Source organism: Rhodococcus sp. PvR044, assembly GCF_040548995.1.
Lineage (GTDB): Bacteria > Actinomycetota > Actinomycetes > Mycobacteriales > Mycobacteriaceae > Rhodococcus_G > Rhodococcus_G oryzae.
Genome location: NZ_JBEPSX010000009.1, coordinates 237,556 through 256,235, shown reverse-complemented (window position 1 = coordinate 256,235; position 18,680 = coordinate 237,556). Strand labels below are relative to the sequence as shown.

17 protein-coding genes and 1 pseudogene are annotated in these 18,680 nt (G+C 68.8%); 15 read left to right on the top strand and 3 right to left on the bottom strand.

From position 1 onward, the window contains the following. Positions 1–171: pseudogene (locus ABIC28_RS27270) on the top strand (pyridoxal 5'-phosphate synthase lyase subunit PdxS); the annotation flags it as partial. Positions 172–270: 99 nt separating this feature from the next. Continuing rightward, on the top strand, positions 271–1,089 hold the full coding sequence (locus ABIC28_RS20905) for an acyl-CoA thioesterase (protein ID WP_136909117.1): 819 nt from the start codon (positions 271–273) through the stop codon (positions 1,087–1,089). Here ABIC28_RS20905 and ABIC28_RS20900 read toward each other — a convergent pair. Beyond that, positions 976–2,781 carry an APC family permease gene (locus ABIC28_RS20900; RefSeq protein WP_354580660.1) on the bottom strand — a complete coding sequence of 602 codons (1,806 nt, stop codon included), beginning with the start codon at positions 2,779–2,781 and terminating at the stop codon, positions 976–978. The genes ABIC28_RS20905 and ABIC28_RS20900 overlap by 114 nt on opposite strands. A 210-nt stretch (positions 2,782–2,991) precedes the next feature. Further along, a complete protein-coding gene (locus tag ABIC28_RS20895) occupies positions 2,992–4,221 on the bottom strand; it encodes a calcium:cation antiporter family protein (RefSeq protein ID WP_502945056.1) in 1,230 nt (409 codons plus the stop codon). Positions 4,222–4,732: 511 nt separating this feature from the next. On the opposite strand from ABIC28_RS20895, the gene ABIC28_RS20890 reads away from it, so the two are divergent. Together ABIC28_RS20890 and ABIC28_RS20885 are read left to right on the top strand one after the other, a co-directional pair. Then, complete coding sequence (locus ABIC28_RS20890; protein ID WP_097209944.1) at positions 4,733–5,140, top strand: YciI family protein; 408 nt, start codon at positions 4,733–4,735, stop codon at positions 5,138–5,140. Between the two features lie 8 nt (positions 5,141–5,148). Further along, entirely contained in the window at positions 5,149–6,291 is a 1,143-nt protein-coding gene (locus ABIC28_RS20885) for an RNA polymerase sigma factor (RefSeq protein ID WP_097209997.1), read from the top strand. A gap of 124 nt (positions 6,292–6,415) precedes the next feature. On the opposite strand, the gene ABIC28_RS20880 is transcribed toward ABIC28_RS20885, so the two are convergent. Then, positions 6,416–6,649 (bottom strand): hypothetical protein, encoded by a 234-nt coding sequence (locus ABIC28_RS20880; RefSeq protein WP_143548368.1) that lies wholly within the window; start codon positions 6,647–6,649, stop codon positions 6,416–6,418. 62 nt (positions 6,650–6,711) lie between these two features. Here ABIC28_RS20880 and ABIC28_RS20875 point away from each other — a divergent pair, with 62 nt between their 5' ends. From ABIC28_RS20875 to ABIC28_RS20825, 11 genes are all read left to right on the top strand, one after another. Beyond that, positions 6,712–9,123, top strand: coding sequence for a DUF222 domain-containing protein (locus ABIC28_RS20875; protein WP_354580631.1), 2,412 nt, complete (start codon positions 6,712–6,714; stop codon positions 9,121–9,123). Between the two features lie 8 nt (positions 9,124–9,131). Beyond that, complete coding sequence (gene pdxT, locus ABIC28_RS20870) at positions 9,132–9,770, top strand: pyridoxal 5'-phosphate synthase glutaminase subunit PdxT (protein WP_420030263.1); 639 nt, start codon at positions 9,132–9,134, stop codon at positions 9,768–9,770. An 80-nt stretch (positions 9,771–9,850) separates the two neighbouring features. Further along, a complete protein-coding gene (locus tag ABIC28_RS20865) occupies positions 9,851–10,603 on the top strand; it encodes a YebC/PmpR family DNA-binding transcriptional regulator (protein ID WP_077041462.1) in 753 nt (250 codons plus the stop codon). A 136-nt stretch (positions 10,604–10,739) separates the two neighbouring features. Continuing rightward, the gene (ruvC, locus tag ABIC28_RS20860) at positions 10,740–11,324 is read left to right on the top strand and encodes a crossover junction endodeoxyribonuclease RuvC (RefSeq protein ID WP_077043647.1); all 585 of its coding nucleotides are present in this window, start codon (positions 10,740–10,742) and stop codon (positions 11,322–11,324) included. Further along, positions 11,321–11,920: a Holliday junction branch migration protein RuvA gene (gene ruvA, locus ABIC28_RS20855; RefSeq protein WP_077041463.1), complete on the top strand. Its 600-nt coding sequence runs from the start codon at positions 11,321–11,323 to the stop codon at positions 11,918–11,920. The genes ruvC and ruvA overlap by 4 nt, the downstream gene beginning before the upstream one ends. Positions 11,921–11,928: 8 nt before the next feature. After that, complete coding sequence (ruvB, locus tag ABIC28_RS20850; RefSeq protein WP_097209994.1) at positions 11,929–13,002, top strand: Holliday junction branch migration DNA helicase RuvB; 1,074 nt, start codon at positions 11,929–11,931, stop codon at positions 13,000–13,002. A gap of 73 nt (positions 13,003–13,075) precedes the next feature. Then, complete coding sequence (yajC, locus tag ABIC28_RS20845) at positions 13,076–13,462, top strand: preprotein translocase subunit YajC (RefSeq protein WP_097209941.1); 387 nt, start codon at positions 13,076–13,078, stop codon at positions 13,460–13,462. 104 nt (positions 13,463–13,566) lie between these two features. After that, the gene (secD, locus tag ABIC28_RS20840; RefSeq protein WP_097209940.1) at positions 13,567–15,231 is read left to right on the top strand and encodes a protein translocase subunit SecD; all 1,665 of its coding nucleotides are present in this window, start codon (positions 13,567–13,569) and stop codon (positions 15,229–15,231) included. 2 nt (positions 15,232–15,233) lie between these two features. Beyond that, the gene (gene secF / locus ABIC28_RS20835; RefSeq protein ID WP_257016995.1) at positions 15,234–16,409 is read left to right on the top strand and encodes a protein translocase subunit SecF; all 1,176 of its coding nucleotides are present in this window, start codon (positions 15,234–15,236) and stop codon (positions 16,407–16,409) included. A 1-nt stretch (position 16,410) separates the two neighbouring features. Continuing rightward, positions 16,411–18,126: an ABC transporter substrate-binding protein gene (locus ABIC28_RS20830; RefSeq protein ID WP_354580626.1), complete on the top strand. Its 1,716-nt coding sequence runs from the start codon at positions 16,411–16,413 to the stop codon at positions 18,124–18,126. Continuing rightward, a complete protein-coding gene (locus tag ABIC28_RS20825) occupies positions 18,093–18,656 on the top strand; it encodes an adenine phosphoribosyltransferase (protein WP_354580624.1) in 564 nt (187 codons plus the stop codon). The genes ABIC28_RS20830 and ABIC28_RS20825 overlap by 34 nt, the downstream gene beginning before the upstream one ends. Positions 18,657–18,680: the final 24 nt, after the last annotated feature.

Here is an 18,680-nt window from a genome sequence, read left to right as displayed (position 1 = left end):
TTCAAGTCCGGCAACCCGGCCGAGCGTGCGGCCGCGATCGTCAAGGCCACCACCTTCTTCGACGACCCGGATGTGCTGGCGAAGGTCTCCCGCGGTCTGGGTGAGGCTATGGTCGGCATCAACGTCGACGATCTGCCGGTCGCGCACCGGCTCGCCGAGCGCGGCTGGTGATCGGCGGCGCTTGATCGCCTGAATTCTCGACGCGGCCCCGCATCCCTGATGCGGGGCCGCGTCGTTGCTAGCGTGAGCACCGGTCGAAAGGGGTACGCCATGTCGTCCATCGAAGAGATCCTGGAACTCGAACGGCTGGAGAAGGACATCTTCCGCGGCATCGTCGCGGACACGATGCTGACCCGTACGTTCGGCGGTCAGGTGGCGGGCCAGGCCCTGGTCTCCGCGGTCCGAACGGTCGACGAGCGGTACCGCGTGCACTCCCTGCACGGTTACTTCCTGCGGCCGGGAAACCCGACCATCCCCACCGTCTTCCTCGTCGACCGGATCCGGGACGGCCGATCGTTCTGCACCCGCCGGGTCACCGGGGTCCAGGACGGTCAGGCGATCTTCACCATGTCCGCCTCATTCCACGTGGGCGACATCGGGATCGAGCACGAGGACGAGATGCCCCCGGTCCCGAACCCGGAGGACCTGCCCGACACCTCGGAGATGATGAGCGAGGAACTGTCGTGGGAGTTCCGGGAGTGGGCCGACTGGGATCTGCGATTCGTGCCCGAGGACAAGGTGACTCGGCGCAGGGGCGTGCCCGCGCAGCAGCAGGTCTGGTTCCGGTACCGCCGCACGCTCCCCGAGGACCCCGTCTTCCATGTCTGCACCCTCGCCTACATGAGCGACATGACGTTGCTCGGTTCGGCGAAGGTGCCGCACCCCGACGAGGACATCCAGCAGGCCTCGCTCGACCACGCGCTGTGGTTCATGCGGCCCTTCCGTGCCGACGAGTGGCTGCTCTACGACCAGTCGTCACCGTCCGCGGGGTTCGGCCGGGCGCTGACCCAGGGCCGGATCTTCGATCGCAGCGGGAACCTGGTCGCGGCGGTGGTCCAGGAGGGGCTGACCCGGTTGCTGCGGGACTGATCGGCCGACCCGGAGCCGCACCCGGCAGACCACGGCGTCGGTATAGCGGCGCAGTGCCCGGTCCAGCTCGTCGCCGCGGTGGTTCGGCAGGATCCGCCGCCACCCGGATCCCGGCTCCACCTCGGCGATCACCACGACCACCCGGCGGTCCGCGAGCCTGTCCGTGATGTAGCGGGTCAAGGTCGGCGCGAGCCCGCCGTCGGCTCCGTCGAGCAGGATGAGCCTGACGCCGGGGTGCCAGGCCTCCCATGCCTTGGTGAAGGCGCGTGGCGATTCGCCGCTCGGGCACACCCGGACCGCGATGACATCGGTGCCAACGGACAGGCCCGCGCAGATCGCCTCCCGGCTCAGCTCGGAGACCTCGGCCACCGGAACGAGGACGACGGTGCCCTGTGCGGCCGGCGCGGCGGGCACCTCGCCGAGGTGCAGTCGGTCGCCGATGGCCGCGTAGGCCGCCCGCACCCGCTCCATCAGGAACACGATCAGGGGCAGTGCCACCACGATGAGCCAGGCGCCTTCGGTGAACTTCATCGCGGTCGTGACGAGCGCCGCGACGGCGGTCAGGGTGGCACCTAAGCCGTTGAGGCTGGCGCGCCACCGCCAGCCGGGCACCCGGGTCAGCAGCCAGTGCCGGACGAGTCCGGCCTGGGCGATGGTGAACCCGACGAACACGCCGATGGCGAACAGGGGCACCAGAGCGTTCATGCTGCCGCCCGAACCGATCAGCAGGGCGCCCGCGAACACGCCCAGTGCCAGCACGCCGTGCCGGTACACCTCACGAGCGGATCGCAGCGCGAACCGATGGGGCAGGCAGTTGTCGTCGGCGAGCAGGCGGGCCAGCGTCGGCAGGCCGCCGTACGAGGTGTTCGCGGCCAGCGCGAGCAGGACAACGGTGGCGAATTGCACCACGTAGTAACCGATCCCGTGTCCGAGTGACGCCTCGGTCAGCTGTGAGAGCACGGTGGTCCCCTCGACCGGGTGCAGCGCGAACTTTCCGATGAGGACGGCGAGTCCGATCAGCATGCTGCCGAGCAGGATTCCGAGCGCGACCTCGGCGCGTTGTGCGTTCTTCACCCGCGGCTCACGGAAACTGGGCACCGCGTTCGCGATGGCCTCCACTCCGGTGAGGGCCGCGCATCCGCTGGAGAATGCCTTGAGCAGCAACAGGACCCCGACGGTGTGGACATCTGCGGCGACGGCGGTGCCCTCGGTGACGCTCAGCGGTTCCGAACGCAGCAGCCCGGCGATGATCACGGTGAAGATGCTGAGCACGAATACCGCAGTCGGGATCATGAATGCCCTGGCGCTGTCCGCGATCCCGCGCAGGTTCAGCGCCGTGATCCCGACCAGGATGGCCAGGCAGATCCAGACGGTGTGGGGGAGCAGGACCGGGAACGCGGAGGTGAGGGCGGCGACGCCCGCGGCGATGGAGACCGCGACGTTGAGGATGTAGTCGATCACCAGGGAGGCCGCGGCGACGAGCCCGGTGCGGCGCCCCAGCCGGGCTCGGGCGACGGCATACGCGCCGCCACCGTTCGGAAAGGCCGCGATGAGTTGGCGGTAGGACGCGACGAGCACCGCGAGCAGGGCGGCGATCGCGAGGGTGACGGGCAGCGTGAAGCCCAGCCCGGTGCCGCCCGCGACCGCGAGGACGAGAACGATCGCCTCGGGGCCATACGACACCGACGCCATGGCGTCGAGGGAGAGTCCGGCCAGGCCGGTGGAGACCGAGAGCTTGTGTCGATCGGTCTTTCGCTGGGGGCGTCCGGTGCGGGGTGCCCGTATGAGCAGTGCGGTGGTCACCGAGCGAGTGTGGTCCCGGATCGCGTGTGTACCAGCGGTCTTGACGTTTCCCTTATGCGGTCGATTGTCCTCTTGATGTGGTGTGGACGCTGCTCGGGGTCATGTCTGCACATTGCCCGTGCGGGTGAACGGCGCGGCGAGGGTGGGGCCGAGGTGCCTACGGTTGATCGTCAACGCGACCAGCGCCACGACGGCATAGACACCGCACAGCAGCATCCGCCCTTGGGTCGAGGTGATCGCGAACTGGATGACGAACAGCGCAAACAGTGCCCAGGCGGACCAGCGGTGGAACCGCAGGGCGAGGATCAGGGCGACCCCCATCATCGTCTGGGTGGCGGTCAGCAGCATCTCCTCGACCTGGCGCGCGTCGAGCATCAGGGCGGGGCCGCCGCCACCGGCGAGGTGGGCCAGCGGCACGGATCCCACCAGCAGGGTCCATTGATTGACCTTCGACGAGATCAGCATCGCGATCGCGGCCGTGCCCTTGCCTCGTGCCGCGAAGAGGATCGCGATGATGAACTCGGGCGCCTCGGAGGCGAGTGGGGCGAGCCACTGCACGAGGAGGAACTGATCAACGCCGAGTTCGGTGCCCGCGTTGACGAGGCTGTTCGCGAAGGGCTCCGCGCAGGCGACGATGACCGCGGCCGCGACGACGAGCATCGCGATCACCGTCGTCCGGCGCGCCCGGTCCGGCAGTGCGCCGAGCGCGGCGGTGGTACCGATCAGGTCGGGTTCCTCCACCTCGCCACCGGACAGTCGGTAGAGGTAGAAGCCGAACCAGGCGAGCAGGGCGACACCGAATACGAGGTGGATCTGACCCGTCGCCGGGATGACGAACGCCGCGACGCCCGCGACGAGGAGGAACCCGAGCTCCACGCGATTGCCGGACTCGAGGGCCAGCGCCGAGACCGGTTTGCCGGTGAGCTTCTTCGCGACCGTGATCGAGACCAGCACCACCAGGGGCCAGCCGATGCCCATCAGCAGCCTGTTCGAGCCGGTCATGTTGGCCGCCGCGTACTGCGCGTAGGTGGGGTCGTGTCCGGCGGTGTAGGCGTAGTAGAGGTCGACCGCGTATTCGGGGAGTACCGCGATCAGGGCGAGGACGGCGATCGCCAGGCCGCCGGAGACGTCGACCTGTGCGGCCTCGGCTGCCCAGGCGAGCAGGAAACTCGCCGCCACCACCGCGGCCCCGTAGACCAGCAGCGCGACCAGAGGATTCGGGTGCATGCCAGAGAGTCGGAGAACGAGCGCGGGAAGAATGAACACCGTAGTAATTCCCAGTGATCGCGGCAACGTGCTGCGGTAGGTTGGAATGCCGGGTGTGTCTATTACTGCCGAATTCGATGAAATGGGTATCAGGCCTTCGGGTCAACGGCCGCAGACTCGCCTGATCCGGACGGGGAGAGTCTTCGGCCAACGGTGGTGTTGGTCCGAAGGTCTCGCTCGCCGAACAGCTTTCACGTGCACTGTCCGGTGGATGACCGGGCGCCCTGTGGCGCCAGCATGTCGACCATCCGCCTCTGCCCGACCGCGTCGAGATATCCAGAGTGAACTACTCCCCTTCTTTTCGAATGCTAGCGGGGTTCTTTCGGGAAGCAAATTCGTGGTATTGCCTGATTTCGGTATTCGGTAACGCATTCCGATTTAGTTTGGCCGCCCGTAATGGAGTGGATGTGCCCGCGGGGTTCACCTGTTGTGTCGGCCGGACCGGCCTTCGGCCGACGCAGTCACCCATGAGATCCAGAAGATCTCGGATGGCGATGTCGAGAACCGGTGACTTGCTTCGTCCCTGTGGTGAGTGCGACCACAATGGGGCGCACCAGAACCGAGGAGAAACTCGATGGCCAAGTACTTGCTTCTCAAGCACTACCGCGGCGCCCCGGCTGCGGTCAACGACGTACCCATGGACAAGTGGACGCCGGAGGAGATCTCGGCCCACATGCAGTACATGCAGGATTTCGCGGACCGGCTCGAGGGGACCGGGGAGTACGTCGACAGTCAGGCGCTCGCCCCTGGGGGAACTTTCGTCCGGTACGACGGCGAGGGGCGCCCGCCGGTCACCGACGGACCGTTCGCCGAGACCAAGGACCTGATCGCCGGTTGGATGGTGATCGACGTCGACAGCTACGAGCGCGCCCTCGAGTTGGCCGGGGAACTGTCGGCCGCGCCAGGGGCGGACGGCAAGCCGATCCACGAGTGGCTGGAGTTGCGCCCGTTCTACTCCGTGCCGCCCACCATCACGGAGTGACCTCTCCGGTGGATGAGGTCCTGATCCGTAGCCTCACACCGCACGTGCTCGGGATCCTCGTCCGCCGCGGTGCAGATTTCGCGGCGGCCGAGGATGCCGTGCAGGACGCGCTGGTCGAGGCGGTCCGCGTCTGGCCGGCCGACCCGCCGCGGGATCCGAAGGGTTGGCTGGTCACGGTTGCCTGGCGCAAGTTCCTCGACGTGACGAAGGCGAACGTGGCCCGGCGCAGGCGTGAGGACCTCATGGATGATCAACCGCCACCCGATCCTGCGCCCGCGGTCGACGACACGCTCCAGCTCTATTTCCTGTGCGCCCACCCGTCGCTGACGCCGTCGTCCGCGGTCGCGCTCACGCTGCGCGCCGTCGGCGGGCTGACCACCCGCCAGATCGCCCAGGCCTACCTGGTGCCCGAGGCGACCATGGCGCAGCGCATCAGTCGGGCCAAGCGCACCGTCTCCGGCGTGCGGTTCGACCGGCCCGGCGATGTCGCCACCGTGCTGCGCGTCCTCTACCTGGTCTTCAACGAGGGCTACTCCGGCGACGTCGACCTCGCCGCCGAGGCCATCCGGCTCACCCGGCAACTCGCGGCCGCCATCGACCACCCCGAAGTGGCCGGGCTGCTCGCCCTGATGCTGCTCCACCATGCCCGGCGCGCGGCCCGGACCGAGGCCGACGGCAGCCTGGTATCGCTCGCCGAGCAGGACCGGGGCCGGTGGGACACCGAGTCGATCGCCGAGGGCGTCGAGATCCTGCAGGCGGCCCTCGCCCGCGACCGGCTCGGCGAGTTCCAGGCCCAGGCCGCCATCGCGGCACTGCACGCCGACGCCCTCACCGCCGAGGAGACCGATTGGGTGCAGATCGTCGAGTGGTACGACGAGCTCGAGCGCCTGACCGACAGCCCGGTCGTCCGGCTCAACCGCGCGGTGGCCGTCGGTGAGGCCGACGGACCGCGCGCCGGCCTGGCGGCGCTTGCGGCGCTGGACGACTCGCTGCCCCGCCACGCGGCGGTGGCGGCGTACCTCCACGAGCGGGACGGCGACCTGGCTACGGCGGCACGGCTGTACGTGGAGGCGGCACTGAAGGCGCCCAACCTCGCCGAGCGCGAGCACCTGACGCGCCAGGCCGCCCGGCTCAACGCCGGTCGTGGGTAACGTCGGCGGCCATCGCCCATTGGCCGACGACCAAGGTTCCAAACAAGATGGAGCCGAGGGTGCCAATAGCGGTGAGAGAACGCGGTCGTGACCGCCAAGAACGAGAGGAAGCTGTCGAAGAACTCTAACGATCGAGCGGTGCTTCGAGCGCGACGTGGGGTTCCCAGCGATAGCACCACGTGGATAGCGGTTGGCCAGATTCGCTGAGCTCGGGGCCCACCCTGGCATAGACCTCGTTCGCGGAGGTGGTGATGGCCGGCGGCAGGGGGATCGAAACGTCCTTGGAGTCGCCATGTTGCGGTCCGCCGTAGAGCCATACCGTGACGACAGTTCGAGCGGAACGTGACTGATCACTCACAGGCTTGATTGTATTGGTAGTCCTGAATCTGCTTGTCGGTGGTCACGCGTAGACTCGTACACATGTTCGATACCGGGGGGTTTCGGGGTGGCGCCGCAGGTGAGGGCGCCCGCGGCGGCGAGCGCCCGGTGGAATTCGAAGACGGCACGGCGGCGTTGTCGGCGTTGCGGGAGTACGGGCGGGCGGAGAACGTCGCCGCGGCGCACAAGGTGTTGACGGCGGCTGCGTTTGCGCGGCGGCAGTTCGCATCCGAGGTGGATCTGTTCGGGGAGGAGTTCGCTTACCGGGCGGGGCGGGCGGCGGAGATGGAGACGTCTCTGGCGTTGGGGGTGAGTGCGTTCACGGCGGAACGGTATGTGGCGGTGGGTAATGCGTTGGATCTGCGGTTGCCGTTGATTCGGGCGGTGTTCGTGTCGGGGCGGGTGGACTTTCCGCGGGTGTTCGCGATCGTTGAGGCGACCGCGGAGATCTTCGATGCCACCCTCGAACGGATGGAGGGCCACCTCGCGGACGCCGCGCTGTATTTGACGCCGAAGAAACTCGTAGCGGAGGTGATGCGGGAGTTGATCCGCATCAACCCCGCCGAGGCCGAGGAACTCCGCAGGCGGCGGGAGCGTCATTCGCGGCGGGTGTCGGTGACCGCGGACCTGCACGGTATGGCCCAGGTGTATGCCACCCTCACTGCGGCCGAGGGCCGCACTCTCGATTCGCTGATTTGTGAGATGGCGGGCACGGTTTGTCGGGAGGATCCGCGGACGGTCGACAATCTGCGCACGGATGCGTTCATGGCGTTGGTACACGGAGAGACCTATCTGCATTGCCGGTGCGGGCGCGATGACTGTCCGACTGCGCATTTGCCGCGGCCCGAGCGTCCGAAACCCGAGGTGCACATTCATATCGATCTGGAGAGTCTGCTGCGGTTGGCGGATCATCCCGGGCACATGGAGGGGCACGGGCCGATCGATCCGGAGTTGGCACGGCTGCTCGCCGGGGATGCGACGTGGCAGGCGGTGTTCACCGACGCCAGACGAATCCAGGCCGAGCGAAGTGCCGCTGGCGGCGATGAGGGTGAGAGGGACGGCGACGTCGAGTCGACTGAGCCGGAGAGCGACGAGCCGCCACGCCCACCACGGGCAGACGGTGAACCGCCCGACCGCGAGACCGACAAGCCGCCACGAGAAACGAAGCACGGCAACGGGTCAGGGGACGCCTCTGTCCCCATCCGCTACCGGCTCCGACGCAGAGCCGCCGGACAACTGCCCCCACCCTCAACCGTCCGCCCGATGCCGGACACCGAGTCACGAGAGCCGCGGATCACCGACATCCTCGACGCGATCGCGGCGAACCCCGCCCTGCTCGACGGCCAGTACCCGGACGGGCACGGCGGATACGACCACCCACCTTGCGGTGCCTTGACGTACCGGCCCAGCAACACCGTCCGCACCGCTGTCTTCGACAAGTACGACACCTGCACCTTCCCCGGCTGCACCGTCAAAGCCCGGGACTGTCAGTTCGACCACATCGTCGAGTTCGACCCCGACAATCCCCACGCCGGCGGCTGGACCGTGGAGAGCAACGGCGAACCCGCCTGCATCTGGCACCACCAGGCCAAGACCGACCGACTCTTCCGCGTCGTCCGCCTCGACGGCGACGTGATCGTCTGGATCGGCCAACACGGCGCAATCGGGGTCACCCTGCCACTCCCGGTCGAACAACGACCCAGCGCCCGCACCAAGAAGCCCGCACCAAGAAGCCCGCACCCCGACGGGCCGCAACGCCGCCACCCGCACCACCGCCACCCGAACCACCCGATCCCGGCATCTACGAACCGACCTGGTGGGAAACCCACATGCACCCCACCGACCTACCGCCGACGCTCCCGGAACTCGCCACCATCACCGACCCCGGCCACCTCGCCCGGTGCGCACAACTCCGCACCCACCACGCCGAACACCTCGCGATCCTGGGCGAACGCCACCGCCACCAGCTCCCACCGTTCTGACCATCCGTATCCTCGACCTGTGCAGACGAGACGAATTCTGGAACTGGCCCTCGGTGGGGCGGCACTGATCGCGGTCGTCGCGGCCGTGGTGGTGTCGATCGGATCGACACCCGAGACCGCGCAGGCTGACAGCGTGGACGACACGCTCACCGTCACCGGGAACGTCTCGTACCGCGAGCGGATCGCCTTCCCCGAGAACGCCGTCGTGACCGTTCGCCTCGAGGACATCTCGCTGGCAGACGCGCCGGCGACCCTGCTCGCCGAGCAGCGCATCGAGGGCGCCACCGGCGTGCCGGTGCCGTTCGAGCTCGCCGCCTACCGCGACGCCATCGATCCAAGTGCGCGACTCGCCGTCCGCGCGCAGATCGAGGTCGACGGCGCCCTGCGCTGGACCACCGACACCGTTCACCCGATCCCGGTCGAGGGTGATGTCCCGGCACAGGAGCTCATCCTCGTGGCGGTCCCGCAGTGAGCGTCGACATGATCGAACGGACATCGGCCACCATGACACCCACCATCGGCGTGCTGGCGCTGCAGGGAGATGTGCGCGAACACCTTGCGGCGCTGGAGGCCTCGGGAGCCCGCGGCATCGGCGTGCGCCGGGTCTCGGAGCTCGAAGCGGTGGACGGCCTCGTCATCCCGGGCGGGGAGTCCACCGCCATGAGCCGTCTGCTCACGGTGTTCGAACTGCTCGAACCGTTGCGCGCCCGGTTGCGTGACGGCATGCCGGCATACGGCTCATGCGCGGGCATGATCCTGCTGGCGGGCGAGGTGCTCGACACCCGCCCGGATGCCCAGTGCCTGAGCGGAATCGACATCACCGTGCGGCGCAACGCCTTCGGTCGTCAGGTCGACTCCTTCGAGGAGGACCTCGACTTCGCCGGTATCGAAGGCGCCCCGATGCGGGCGGTCTTCATCCGGGCGCCCTGGGTGGAGCGAGTCGGCCCGGGCGTCGAGGTGCTGGCCACGGTCCCCGAGGGCCCGGCCGCCGGACGGGTCGTCGCGGTCCGCGAGGGCAACGTTCTCGCGACGTCATTTCACCCCGAGGTGACCGGCGACAGGCGCGTCCATCAGCTGTTTGTCGACATGGTGCGGGAAGTCGCGGTGGCCCGCGCGTAAACTGGCGCTACTGTGTGCTCCCCGCTGCAGCGTGCTCCGCTGTCGCGTGCGCATCTACGAACGGGAAGAGGGAACTACGCATGAGCGGCCACTCCAAATGGGCCACCACCAAGCACAAGAAGGCTGCGATCGACGCCAAGCGCGGCAAATCCTTCGCGAAGCTGATCAAGAACATCGAGGTGGCGGCGCGGACCGGTGGTGGTGACCCAGCGGGTAACCCGACCCTGTACGACGCCATCCAGAAGGCGAAGAAGACGTCCGTCCCGAACGACAACATCGAGCGCGCCCGCAAGCGCGGCGCGGGCGAAGAGGCGGGCGGCGCCGACTGGCAGACCATCATGTACGAGGGCTACGGCCCCAACGGTGTGGCGCTGCTCGTCGAGTGTCTGACCGACAACCGGAACCGCGCGGCGGGCGAGGTTCGTACCGCGATGACGCGCAACGGCGGAAACCTCGCCGATCCGGGTTCGGTGGCCTACCTGTTCACCCGCAAGGGCGTCGTGGTGCTCGAGAAGAACGGCCGCTCCGAGGACGAGATCCTCGAGGTGGTCCTCGAGGCCGGAGCCGAGGAGATCAACGACCTCGGCGACACCTTCGAGATCGTGTCCGAGGCGGGCGACCTGATCGGAGTGCGGACCGCACTGGTGGACGCCGGCATCGACTACGAGTCGGCCGACCCCGACTTCCGCGCCTCCGTCGAGGTTCCGGTCGACGTGGACGGCGCTCGCAAGGTGTTCAAGCTCGTCGACGCGCTCGAGGAGTCCGACGACGTGCAGAACGTGTACACGAACGTCGACCTGTCCGACGAGGTGCTCGCGCAGCTCGAGGACTGACCCCCGCATCGATCATCGGGCCGGACCACTGCGGTCCGGCCCGATGTTTGTCTTCGACCGCGTGTTGGTCGGCCAGCGTGTCGGCAGATCCACCTATACTCTCGAACAGCTGTTCGTAGTGGTGAGAGGTGATCGCGTGCGCGTGTTCGGGGTGGATCCAGGACTGACCCGATGCGGGTTCGGGGTGGTCGACTCGGGTCGCGGCCGCACGGTGGCCCCGGTGGCCGTCGACGTCATCCGGACGCCGCCGGAGATGGACCTGTCGCAGCGGTTGCTGCGGATCTCGAACGCGGCCGAGGAATGGCTGGACCTCTACCAGCCCACCGTCGTGGCCGTCGAGCGTGTCTTCTCGCAGAACAACGTGCGCACCGCGATGGGCACGGCCCAGGCCGGTGGCGTCGTCGCGCTCGCCGCGGCCCGGCGCGGGATCGACGTCTGCTTCCACACCCCGAGTCAGGTGAAATCGGCGGTCGCGGGCAACGGTGCCGCGGACAAGAAGCAGGTCACCGCGATGGTGACGAAGATCCTCGGGCTGGCAGTCGCACCGAAGCCCGCCGACGCCGCCGACGCGCTCGCGCTGGCGATCTGTCATTGCTGGCGGGCCCCGATGCTGTCGCGGATGGCGCAGGCGGAGCAGGCCGCCGCCGAACAGAAGCGGCGCTACGAGGCCAGACTCGCGGAACTGAACAAGACCCGGCTCAAGAAGGCAGGTACCCCATGATCGCGTCCATTCGCGGCGAGGTGCTCGAGATCGCGCTCGATCACGTGGTGCTCGAGGCGGCGGGGGTCGGTTACCGGCTCAACGCCACCCCGGCCACGCTCGGCACCCTCCAGCGCGGAACCGAGGTCAGGCTCGTCACCGCGATGATCGTCCGCGAGGACTCGATGACCCTGTACGGGTTCCACGACATCGAATCGCGGGATCTGTTCGGCCTGTTGCAGACGGTGTCCGGGGTCGGCCCGCGGCTGGCGATGGCGACGCTGGCCGTCCTCGAGCCGGAGGCACTGCGCAAGGCGCTCGCCGAGGGCAACGTCACCGCGCTGACCCGGGTGCCCGGCATCGGCAAGCGTGGCGCCGAGCGGATGGTCGTCGAGCTCCGGGACAAGGTGGAGGCGGTCGCCGTCACGTCCGATCCCGGCGCGCCCGCGGTGGTGCCGGGTCTGGTCCGCGAGCAGATCGTCGAGGCCCTGGTCGGCCTCGGTTTCCCGGCGAAGTCCGCCGAGCAGGCGACCGACACCGTGCTGGCCGCGGACCCGGACGCGAGCACGTCCACCGCCCTGCGCTCGGCGCTGTCCCTGCTGGGTAAGACCCGGTGACCGAGGACATGGAGGACCCGGCCGGGCTGGAATCGTCGGTCACCGCGAACTTCGTCGCCGCCGACAGCGAGATCGAGGCCAGTCTCCGGCCGACCAGCCTGACCGACTTCATCGGTCAGCCGCGGGTGCGTGAGCAGCTCCAGCTCGTGCTGACCGGCGCCAAGCTGCGCGGCGGCACCCCCGACCACATCCTGATGTCGGGGCCTCCCGGTCTCGGCAAGACCAGCATGGCGATGATCATCGCCTCGGAACTGGGCACCTCGCTTCGGCTCACCTCCGGTCCGGCGCTCGAGCGAGCAGGCGACCTCGCCGCCATGCTGAGCAACCTCGTCGAGGGCGACGTGCTGTTCATCGACGAGATCCACCGGATCGCGCGGCCGGCCGAGGAGATGCTCTACCTGGCGATGGAGGACTTCCGGGTCGACGTCGTCGTCGGCAAGGGGCCGGGTGCGACCTCGATCCCGCTGGAGGTCGCGCCGTTCACCCTGGTCGGCGCCACCACCCGCTCCGGCGCACTGACCGGGCCGCTGCGCGACCGGTTCGGTTTCACCGCGCACATGGACTTCTACGATCCGCCGGAGTTGCAGCGGATCCTGCTGCGGTCAGCGGGCATCCTCGGCGTCGAGCTGGGGGAGGAGGCCAGCGCCGAGATCGCGGGTCGCTCCCGTGGCACGCCGCGCATCGCGAACCGGCTGCTGCGCCGGGTGCGGGACTACGCCGACGTGCGGGCCGACGGCGTGATCACCCGCGACATCGCCAGGGCGGCGCTCGCCGTGTACGACGTCGACCAGCTCGGCCTGGACCGTCTCGACCGGTCGGTACTCAGCGCGCTGGTGCGCAGCTTCGGCGGTGGACCCGTCGGCGTGTCGACCCTCGCGGTCGCGGTCGGGGAGGAACCGGGCACCGTGGAGGAGGTCTGCGAGCCGTTTCTCGTGCGTGCGGGGATGATCGCCCGGACGCCGCGGGGTCGGGTGGCGACCGCCGCGGCATGGGAACAGCTCGGTCTGACGCCGCCGCCGGAGGCCGCGGCGGGCGGCATCGACGTGCGGGTCAACGAACCGCCGCAAGGTCTGTTTGACTAGTGGCACACTGGAGTACTGCGCCGGTCTGTTCCGGATTGTGCGCGTCGACGACCCTCGAGGACTGAACTCAACGATGGAACTGCTGTTTCCGCTCCTGATTCTCGCCCTGCTCGTGCCCATGTTCCTGGGCATCCGCCGCCAGAAGAAGGAGATGGCGAAGACTGCGGAACTGCAGGACTCGCTCAACGTCGGCGACCGCGTGCTCACCACCTCCGGGCTGCATGCGACCGTGGTCGAGCTCGGTGAGGGCACCGTCGACCTCGAGGTCGCGCCCGGAATCGTCACCACCTGGTCGCGGATGGTGATCCGTGAACTCCTCGTCGAGGACGACGAGGAGTTCGAGGAGGAGGACATCGACGAGATCCTCGATGAGACCCCCGCCGATGAGACCCCCGCCGTCGAGAAGGCCCCCGTCGAGGAGACTCCCGAGGAGACCAAGCGTCGCCTGGACACCGAATGAGTTGAGTTCCGGACCGCTGCCGAGTGATCCTGCTCGGCAGCGCTCGCGTGTAGGGCCTCGAACCCGACCATCGCACGACACACGTACTAGGAGAACTACGGATCGTGGCACCTTCGACTGGAGCCGTACGACCAGCACGCTCGCTCGTGATCTTCGGGCTGATCGTCGCTGCGCTGTACGCGCTCGTCTTCTTCACAGGGGACAAGTCCCCGACGCCGAAGCTCGGCATCGACCTGCAGGGCGGCACCCGTGTCACCCTCACCGCGCGCACCCCGGACGGCAGTAAGCCCAGCCAGGACAGCCTGCGCCGCGCACAGGAGATCATCGAGACCCGAGTCAACGGGCTCGGCGTCTCCGGCTCCGAGGTGGTCATCGACGGCGACAACCTGGTGATCACGGTCCCCGGCGACGACAGCTCGCAGGCCCGCACGCTGGGCCAGACGGCGCGGCTGTACATCCGCCCCGTGCAGAGTTCGGCCGTCTCCTCGAACGCGCAGGCGCAGGCCCCGAAGGCCGAGACCCCGGCCCCGGCACCCGCGCCGCAGAACCGGCCCTTCCCGGCACAGGAGCCGGGCACCCCGGCTCCTGCGACCGAGACCCCGGCACCCCCCGCGGATCAGGGCGCGGCGTCGGCCGACGATCAGGCGGCCGCGGAGATCGCCGAGGCGAAGAAGACCAGGCAGAGCACGGACCCGGCGGTACAGCAGCAGGCGATGGCGACGCTCGACTGCAACGCCAGCGACCCCCTGCAGGGCAACGACGATCCGGCGCTTCCGCTGGTGGCCTGCTCGACGGACGGCACCACGGTCTACCTCCTCGGACCGAGCATCATCGACGGCCAGGAGATCGCGGACGCGACCTCCGCCTTCAACTCGCAGCAGTCCCGCAACGAGGTGTCGCTGACGTTCAAGTCGAGCGGAAGCACCACATGGGCGCAGTTCACCGCCGCCAACATCGGCAAGCAGGCCGCGTTCACGCTCGACTCCAAGGTCGTCAGCGCGCCGGTCGTCCAGGGCGCCACCCCCGCGGGCAGCGCCACCTCCATCACCGGCGACTTCACGTCGGCGTCGGCGAAGGAACTCGCGAACACGCTGAAGTACGGCTCGCTGCCGCTCTCCTTCTCGGCCTCCGAGGCCGAGACCGTCTCCGCGACCCTCGGTCTCGCCTCCCTCCAGGCTGGCCTCATCGCGGGCGCGATCGGCCTCGCGCTGGTGCTGCTCTACTGCCTCATCTACTACCGGATGCTGGGCGTGCTCACCGCACTCTCGCTCGTGCTGTCCGGAGTGATGGTCTACGCGATCATGGTGCTGCTCGGCCGGTACATCGGCTTCACCCTCGACCTCGCAGGCATCGCCGGTCTGATCATCGGTATCGGCATGACGGCCGACTCGTTCGTCGTGTACTTCGAACGCATCAAGGACGAGATCAGGGAGGGCCGCAGCTTCCGCTCGGCGGTGCCGCGCGGTTGGGCACGGGCTCGCCGGACCATCCTGTCCGGAAACGCGGTGAGCTTCATCGCGGCCGCCGTGCTGTACGTCCTCGCGGTCGGCCAGGTGCGCGGCTTCGCGTTCACCCTCGGCCTGACCACCATCCTCGACGTCGTCGTCGTGTTCCTGGTGACCCATCCGCTGGTCCACCTGGCATCGAAGTCGGACTTCTGGTCGAAGCCGAGCATCAACGGTCTCGGAGCGGTGCAGCAGGTCGCCCGTGAACGCAAGACCGCCGCGTCCGCGCGCACCAGCGTCGGCGCGCAGGCGAAGGAGGCCTGACTGTGACCACATCTGAAGATCTGTCGTTGTCCGATTCCTCGGCCGACCAGGCGAAACTGCCCAGGCACAGCCTGCTCTCGCGGCTCTACACCGGCACCGGCGCTTTCGAGGTCGTCGGCAGGCGCAAGTTCTACTACGGCCTGGTCGGCGTCATCCTGCTGATCTCGATCGCGAGCATCCTGATTCGTGGGTTCACCCTCGGCATCGACTTCGAGGGCGGCACCCGGATCCAGTTCCCGGCAGGCGACAATGTCACGACCGAACAGGTCGAGCAGGTCTACACCGAGAGCATGGGCGAGGCTCCGGTCTCCGTTCAGACCGTCGGTTCCGGCGCCAGCGCCACCATCCAGATCCGTTCGGAGGCGCTCGACGCTCGTGAGGTCGTCGTCGTGCAGGACGCGTTGTACGACGCCTTCCAGCCGGAGGACAAGGACGGCAACCCCAGCAAGAACGCGATCAGCGTCGCCGACGTGAGCGAGACCTGGGGCAGCCAGATCACCCAGAAGGCGCTCATCGCGCTCGTGGTGTTCCTGGTCATCGTGAGCATCTACATCGGCATCCGATTCGAACGCGACATGGCGATCGCCGCCATCGTGGCGCTCTTCTTCGACATGATCGTCACGGCGGGCGTCTACGCGCTTGTCGGTCTCGAGGTCACGCCTGCCACGGTGATCGGTTTGCTCACCATTCTGGGCTTCTCGCTCTACGACACCGTGGTGGTGTTCGACAAGGTGGAGGAGAACACCCGTGGGGTGTTGCACCTGACAAGGCGGACCTATGGCGAACAGGCCAATCTGGCCGTCAACCAGACGTTGATGCGCTCGATCAACACCACCGTGATCAGCATTTTGCCGGTGATCGGACTGCTCGTCGTCGCGGTCGGGTTGCTCGGCGTCGGCACCCTCAAGGACCTCGCGGTGGTCCAGTTGGTCGGCATCATCGTCGGCGCGTTCTCCTCGATCTTCTTCGCGACGCCGCTGCTGGTCTCGATCAAGGAGCGTTGGGGTCCCGTGGCGGCGCACACCAAGAAGGTGCTCGCCCGCCGCGAGACCCGCTCGGAGAGCGCGTCCGCGCCTGCCGCGGCCGCGGAGGCCTCCGCCGTCGCGTCCCGTGTCGCCGCGGCGAGCCCGCGGCCCGGCGCACGACCGACGGGGAAGCGCGACAAGAAGAGGCGTTGACATGGGTACCGGCGCACGACGGGCCGGCACGGCCCGCGGTTTGAGGGTCGGCGCCGCCGGCGCGATCGCAATGATCGCGGTGGCGGCCGCAGGCTGCTCGGCCGCCGAGGATCAGGTCCAGTCCATCGGGTACGCCGTCGACAACGTGTTGACCACCTACAACGCGAACACGGTCGACGGCGCGGCATCGGGTGCGCGGCAAGCGTTCTCGCGGGTGCTCACCGGCCTGAGCTACATCGGGCCGGAGGGCAGCGCGCTGTCCGACGGCGACGTCGGCACCGCGGCCACCGTTCCGGGTGACGCACTCACCGTCGCGGTCAAGCTGAACCCGCAGGCCGTGTACTCGGACGGCGTGCCGACGGCCTGCGACGATCTGGTGCTGGCGTGGGCGGCAGGCAGCGGTCGCTTCCCGATGTTCCGGGCGGCGGACACCGCCGGCTACACGGACATCGATCGGGTCGACTGCCAATCCGGGTCCAAGGATGCGACCGTCGTGTTCCGGCCCGGCCGGGCGTTCGCCGACTGGCGGGCGCTCTTCGGCGCCACCGCGCTGATGCCTGCGCACGTGGCGGCCAGGGCGGCGGGGGTCCCGGACCTCGTTGGCGCCGTCGCCTCGAACGACGTGCCCGCGCTCGAGCGGGTCGCCGAGTTCTGGAACAACGGCTGGAAGCTGGTCCCGGACCAGCTCGATCTCACCCTGTTCCCGTCCTCGGGGCCGTACCGGGTCGAGTCCTTCACGACGGACGGCGGACTGGTGTTGGTCGCCAACGAGCGGTGGTGGGGCAACAAGCCGGCCACCTCGCAGATCGTGGTGTGGCCGAAGGGAACCGATCTCGAGTCCAAGACCGCGTCCGGTGAGGTCGATGTGATCGACGCGGGTGCGGGGTCGATGCCGGGGCTGTCCCCGGGTAACGGGTTCTCCTCGGTGACCGCGCCGTCCCGCAGCAGCGAGCAGCTGGTGCTCGCGACGTCGGGGGTGTTCGCATCCGCCGATGCGCGCCGGGCGCTCGCTCTGTGCGTGCCGCGCCAGCAGCTCTTCGATCGGCTCGGGCATCCGGACTTCGACAAGCCGTCGGGCCTCGGATCCGGCGTGCTGAGTTCGCGGATCGTACAGCCGGACATGTTGATCTACCCCTCGGTCGCCGCGACCGAGGGCGGCCGGTATCTGCACCCCGACGTGCCCGCCGCCGTCGCCGCGAGGACCGCCTCGGGGCAGGGCCCGATCACGGTCAGGATCGGCTATCTGGCCCCGGACACCCGGCGTGCCGACACCGTCAAGGCGATCGCCGAGGCGTGCGCCCCCGCCGACATCACCGTCGAGGACGCCGGCTCGCCGGAGTTCACCCCGACGGCGCTCGGTGCGGGCGGACTGGACGCCATCCTCGGCGGCACCGCCTCCGCGCAGGGCGCCGCGGGCACCGACTCCGAGGTGCCGCCGGTGTACTCGCTGGTCGGGGGCAACGGCACCAACTTCGGTGGCTACCGCAACGGCCGCATCACCGCGATCGCGGAGCAGCTGGCCGTGGACACGGCGGAGGGCAGCAGGCTCAACCTGTCGACGGAGGCCGAGAACATCCTGTGGAACGACCTGCCGTCGATCCCCCTGTTCAACGAGCCGAGGACCACGGTGTTCGCGGACGGTCTGCACGCCGCGGTGCCGAACCCGACGGTCTCCGGTGTGGGATGGAACATGGACAGGTGGATACTTCTCCGGTGACTGCATTGACGACGGCGTCCGAGGACGTGGCCCGACTGACCCGCTGGGCCGATGACTTCCCGGAGCCGGGCGTGACCTTCGCCGACCTCACCCCGGTGTTCGCCGACGCCAAGGCCTTTCGCGATGTCATCGACGCACTGGTCGACGTCGGCGACGGCGCCGACCTGGTGGCGGGCATCGACGCCAGGGGATTCCTTCTCGGTGCCGGTGTGGCCCTCGCGCTCGATGCGGGCGTGCTCGCGGTCCGCAAGGCGGGGAAGCTGCCGCCGCCCGTGCTCACCCGGGAGTACCAGCTCGAGTACGGCACCGCGTCCCTGGAGATCCCGGCCGACGGGATCGAGCTCGCCGGCCGCCGCGTGCTGGTGATCGACGACGTGCTGGCCACCGGTGGCACCCTGGCCGCATCGGCGGAGCTGCTGACCGCGGCGGGCGCCGAGGTGATCGGGATCGCGGTTGTGCTCGAGATCGAGGCGCTCGGCGGGCGCTCGCGGCTCGCGGGCCACCCGGTCACGTCGCTGCTTCGGGTCTGAGGACTAAAGTTTCCGTTGAGGCGA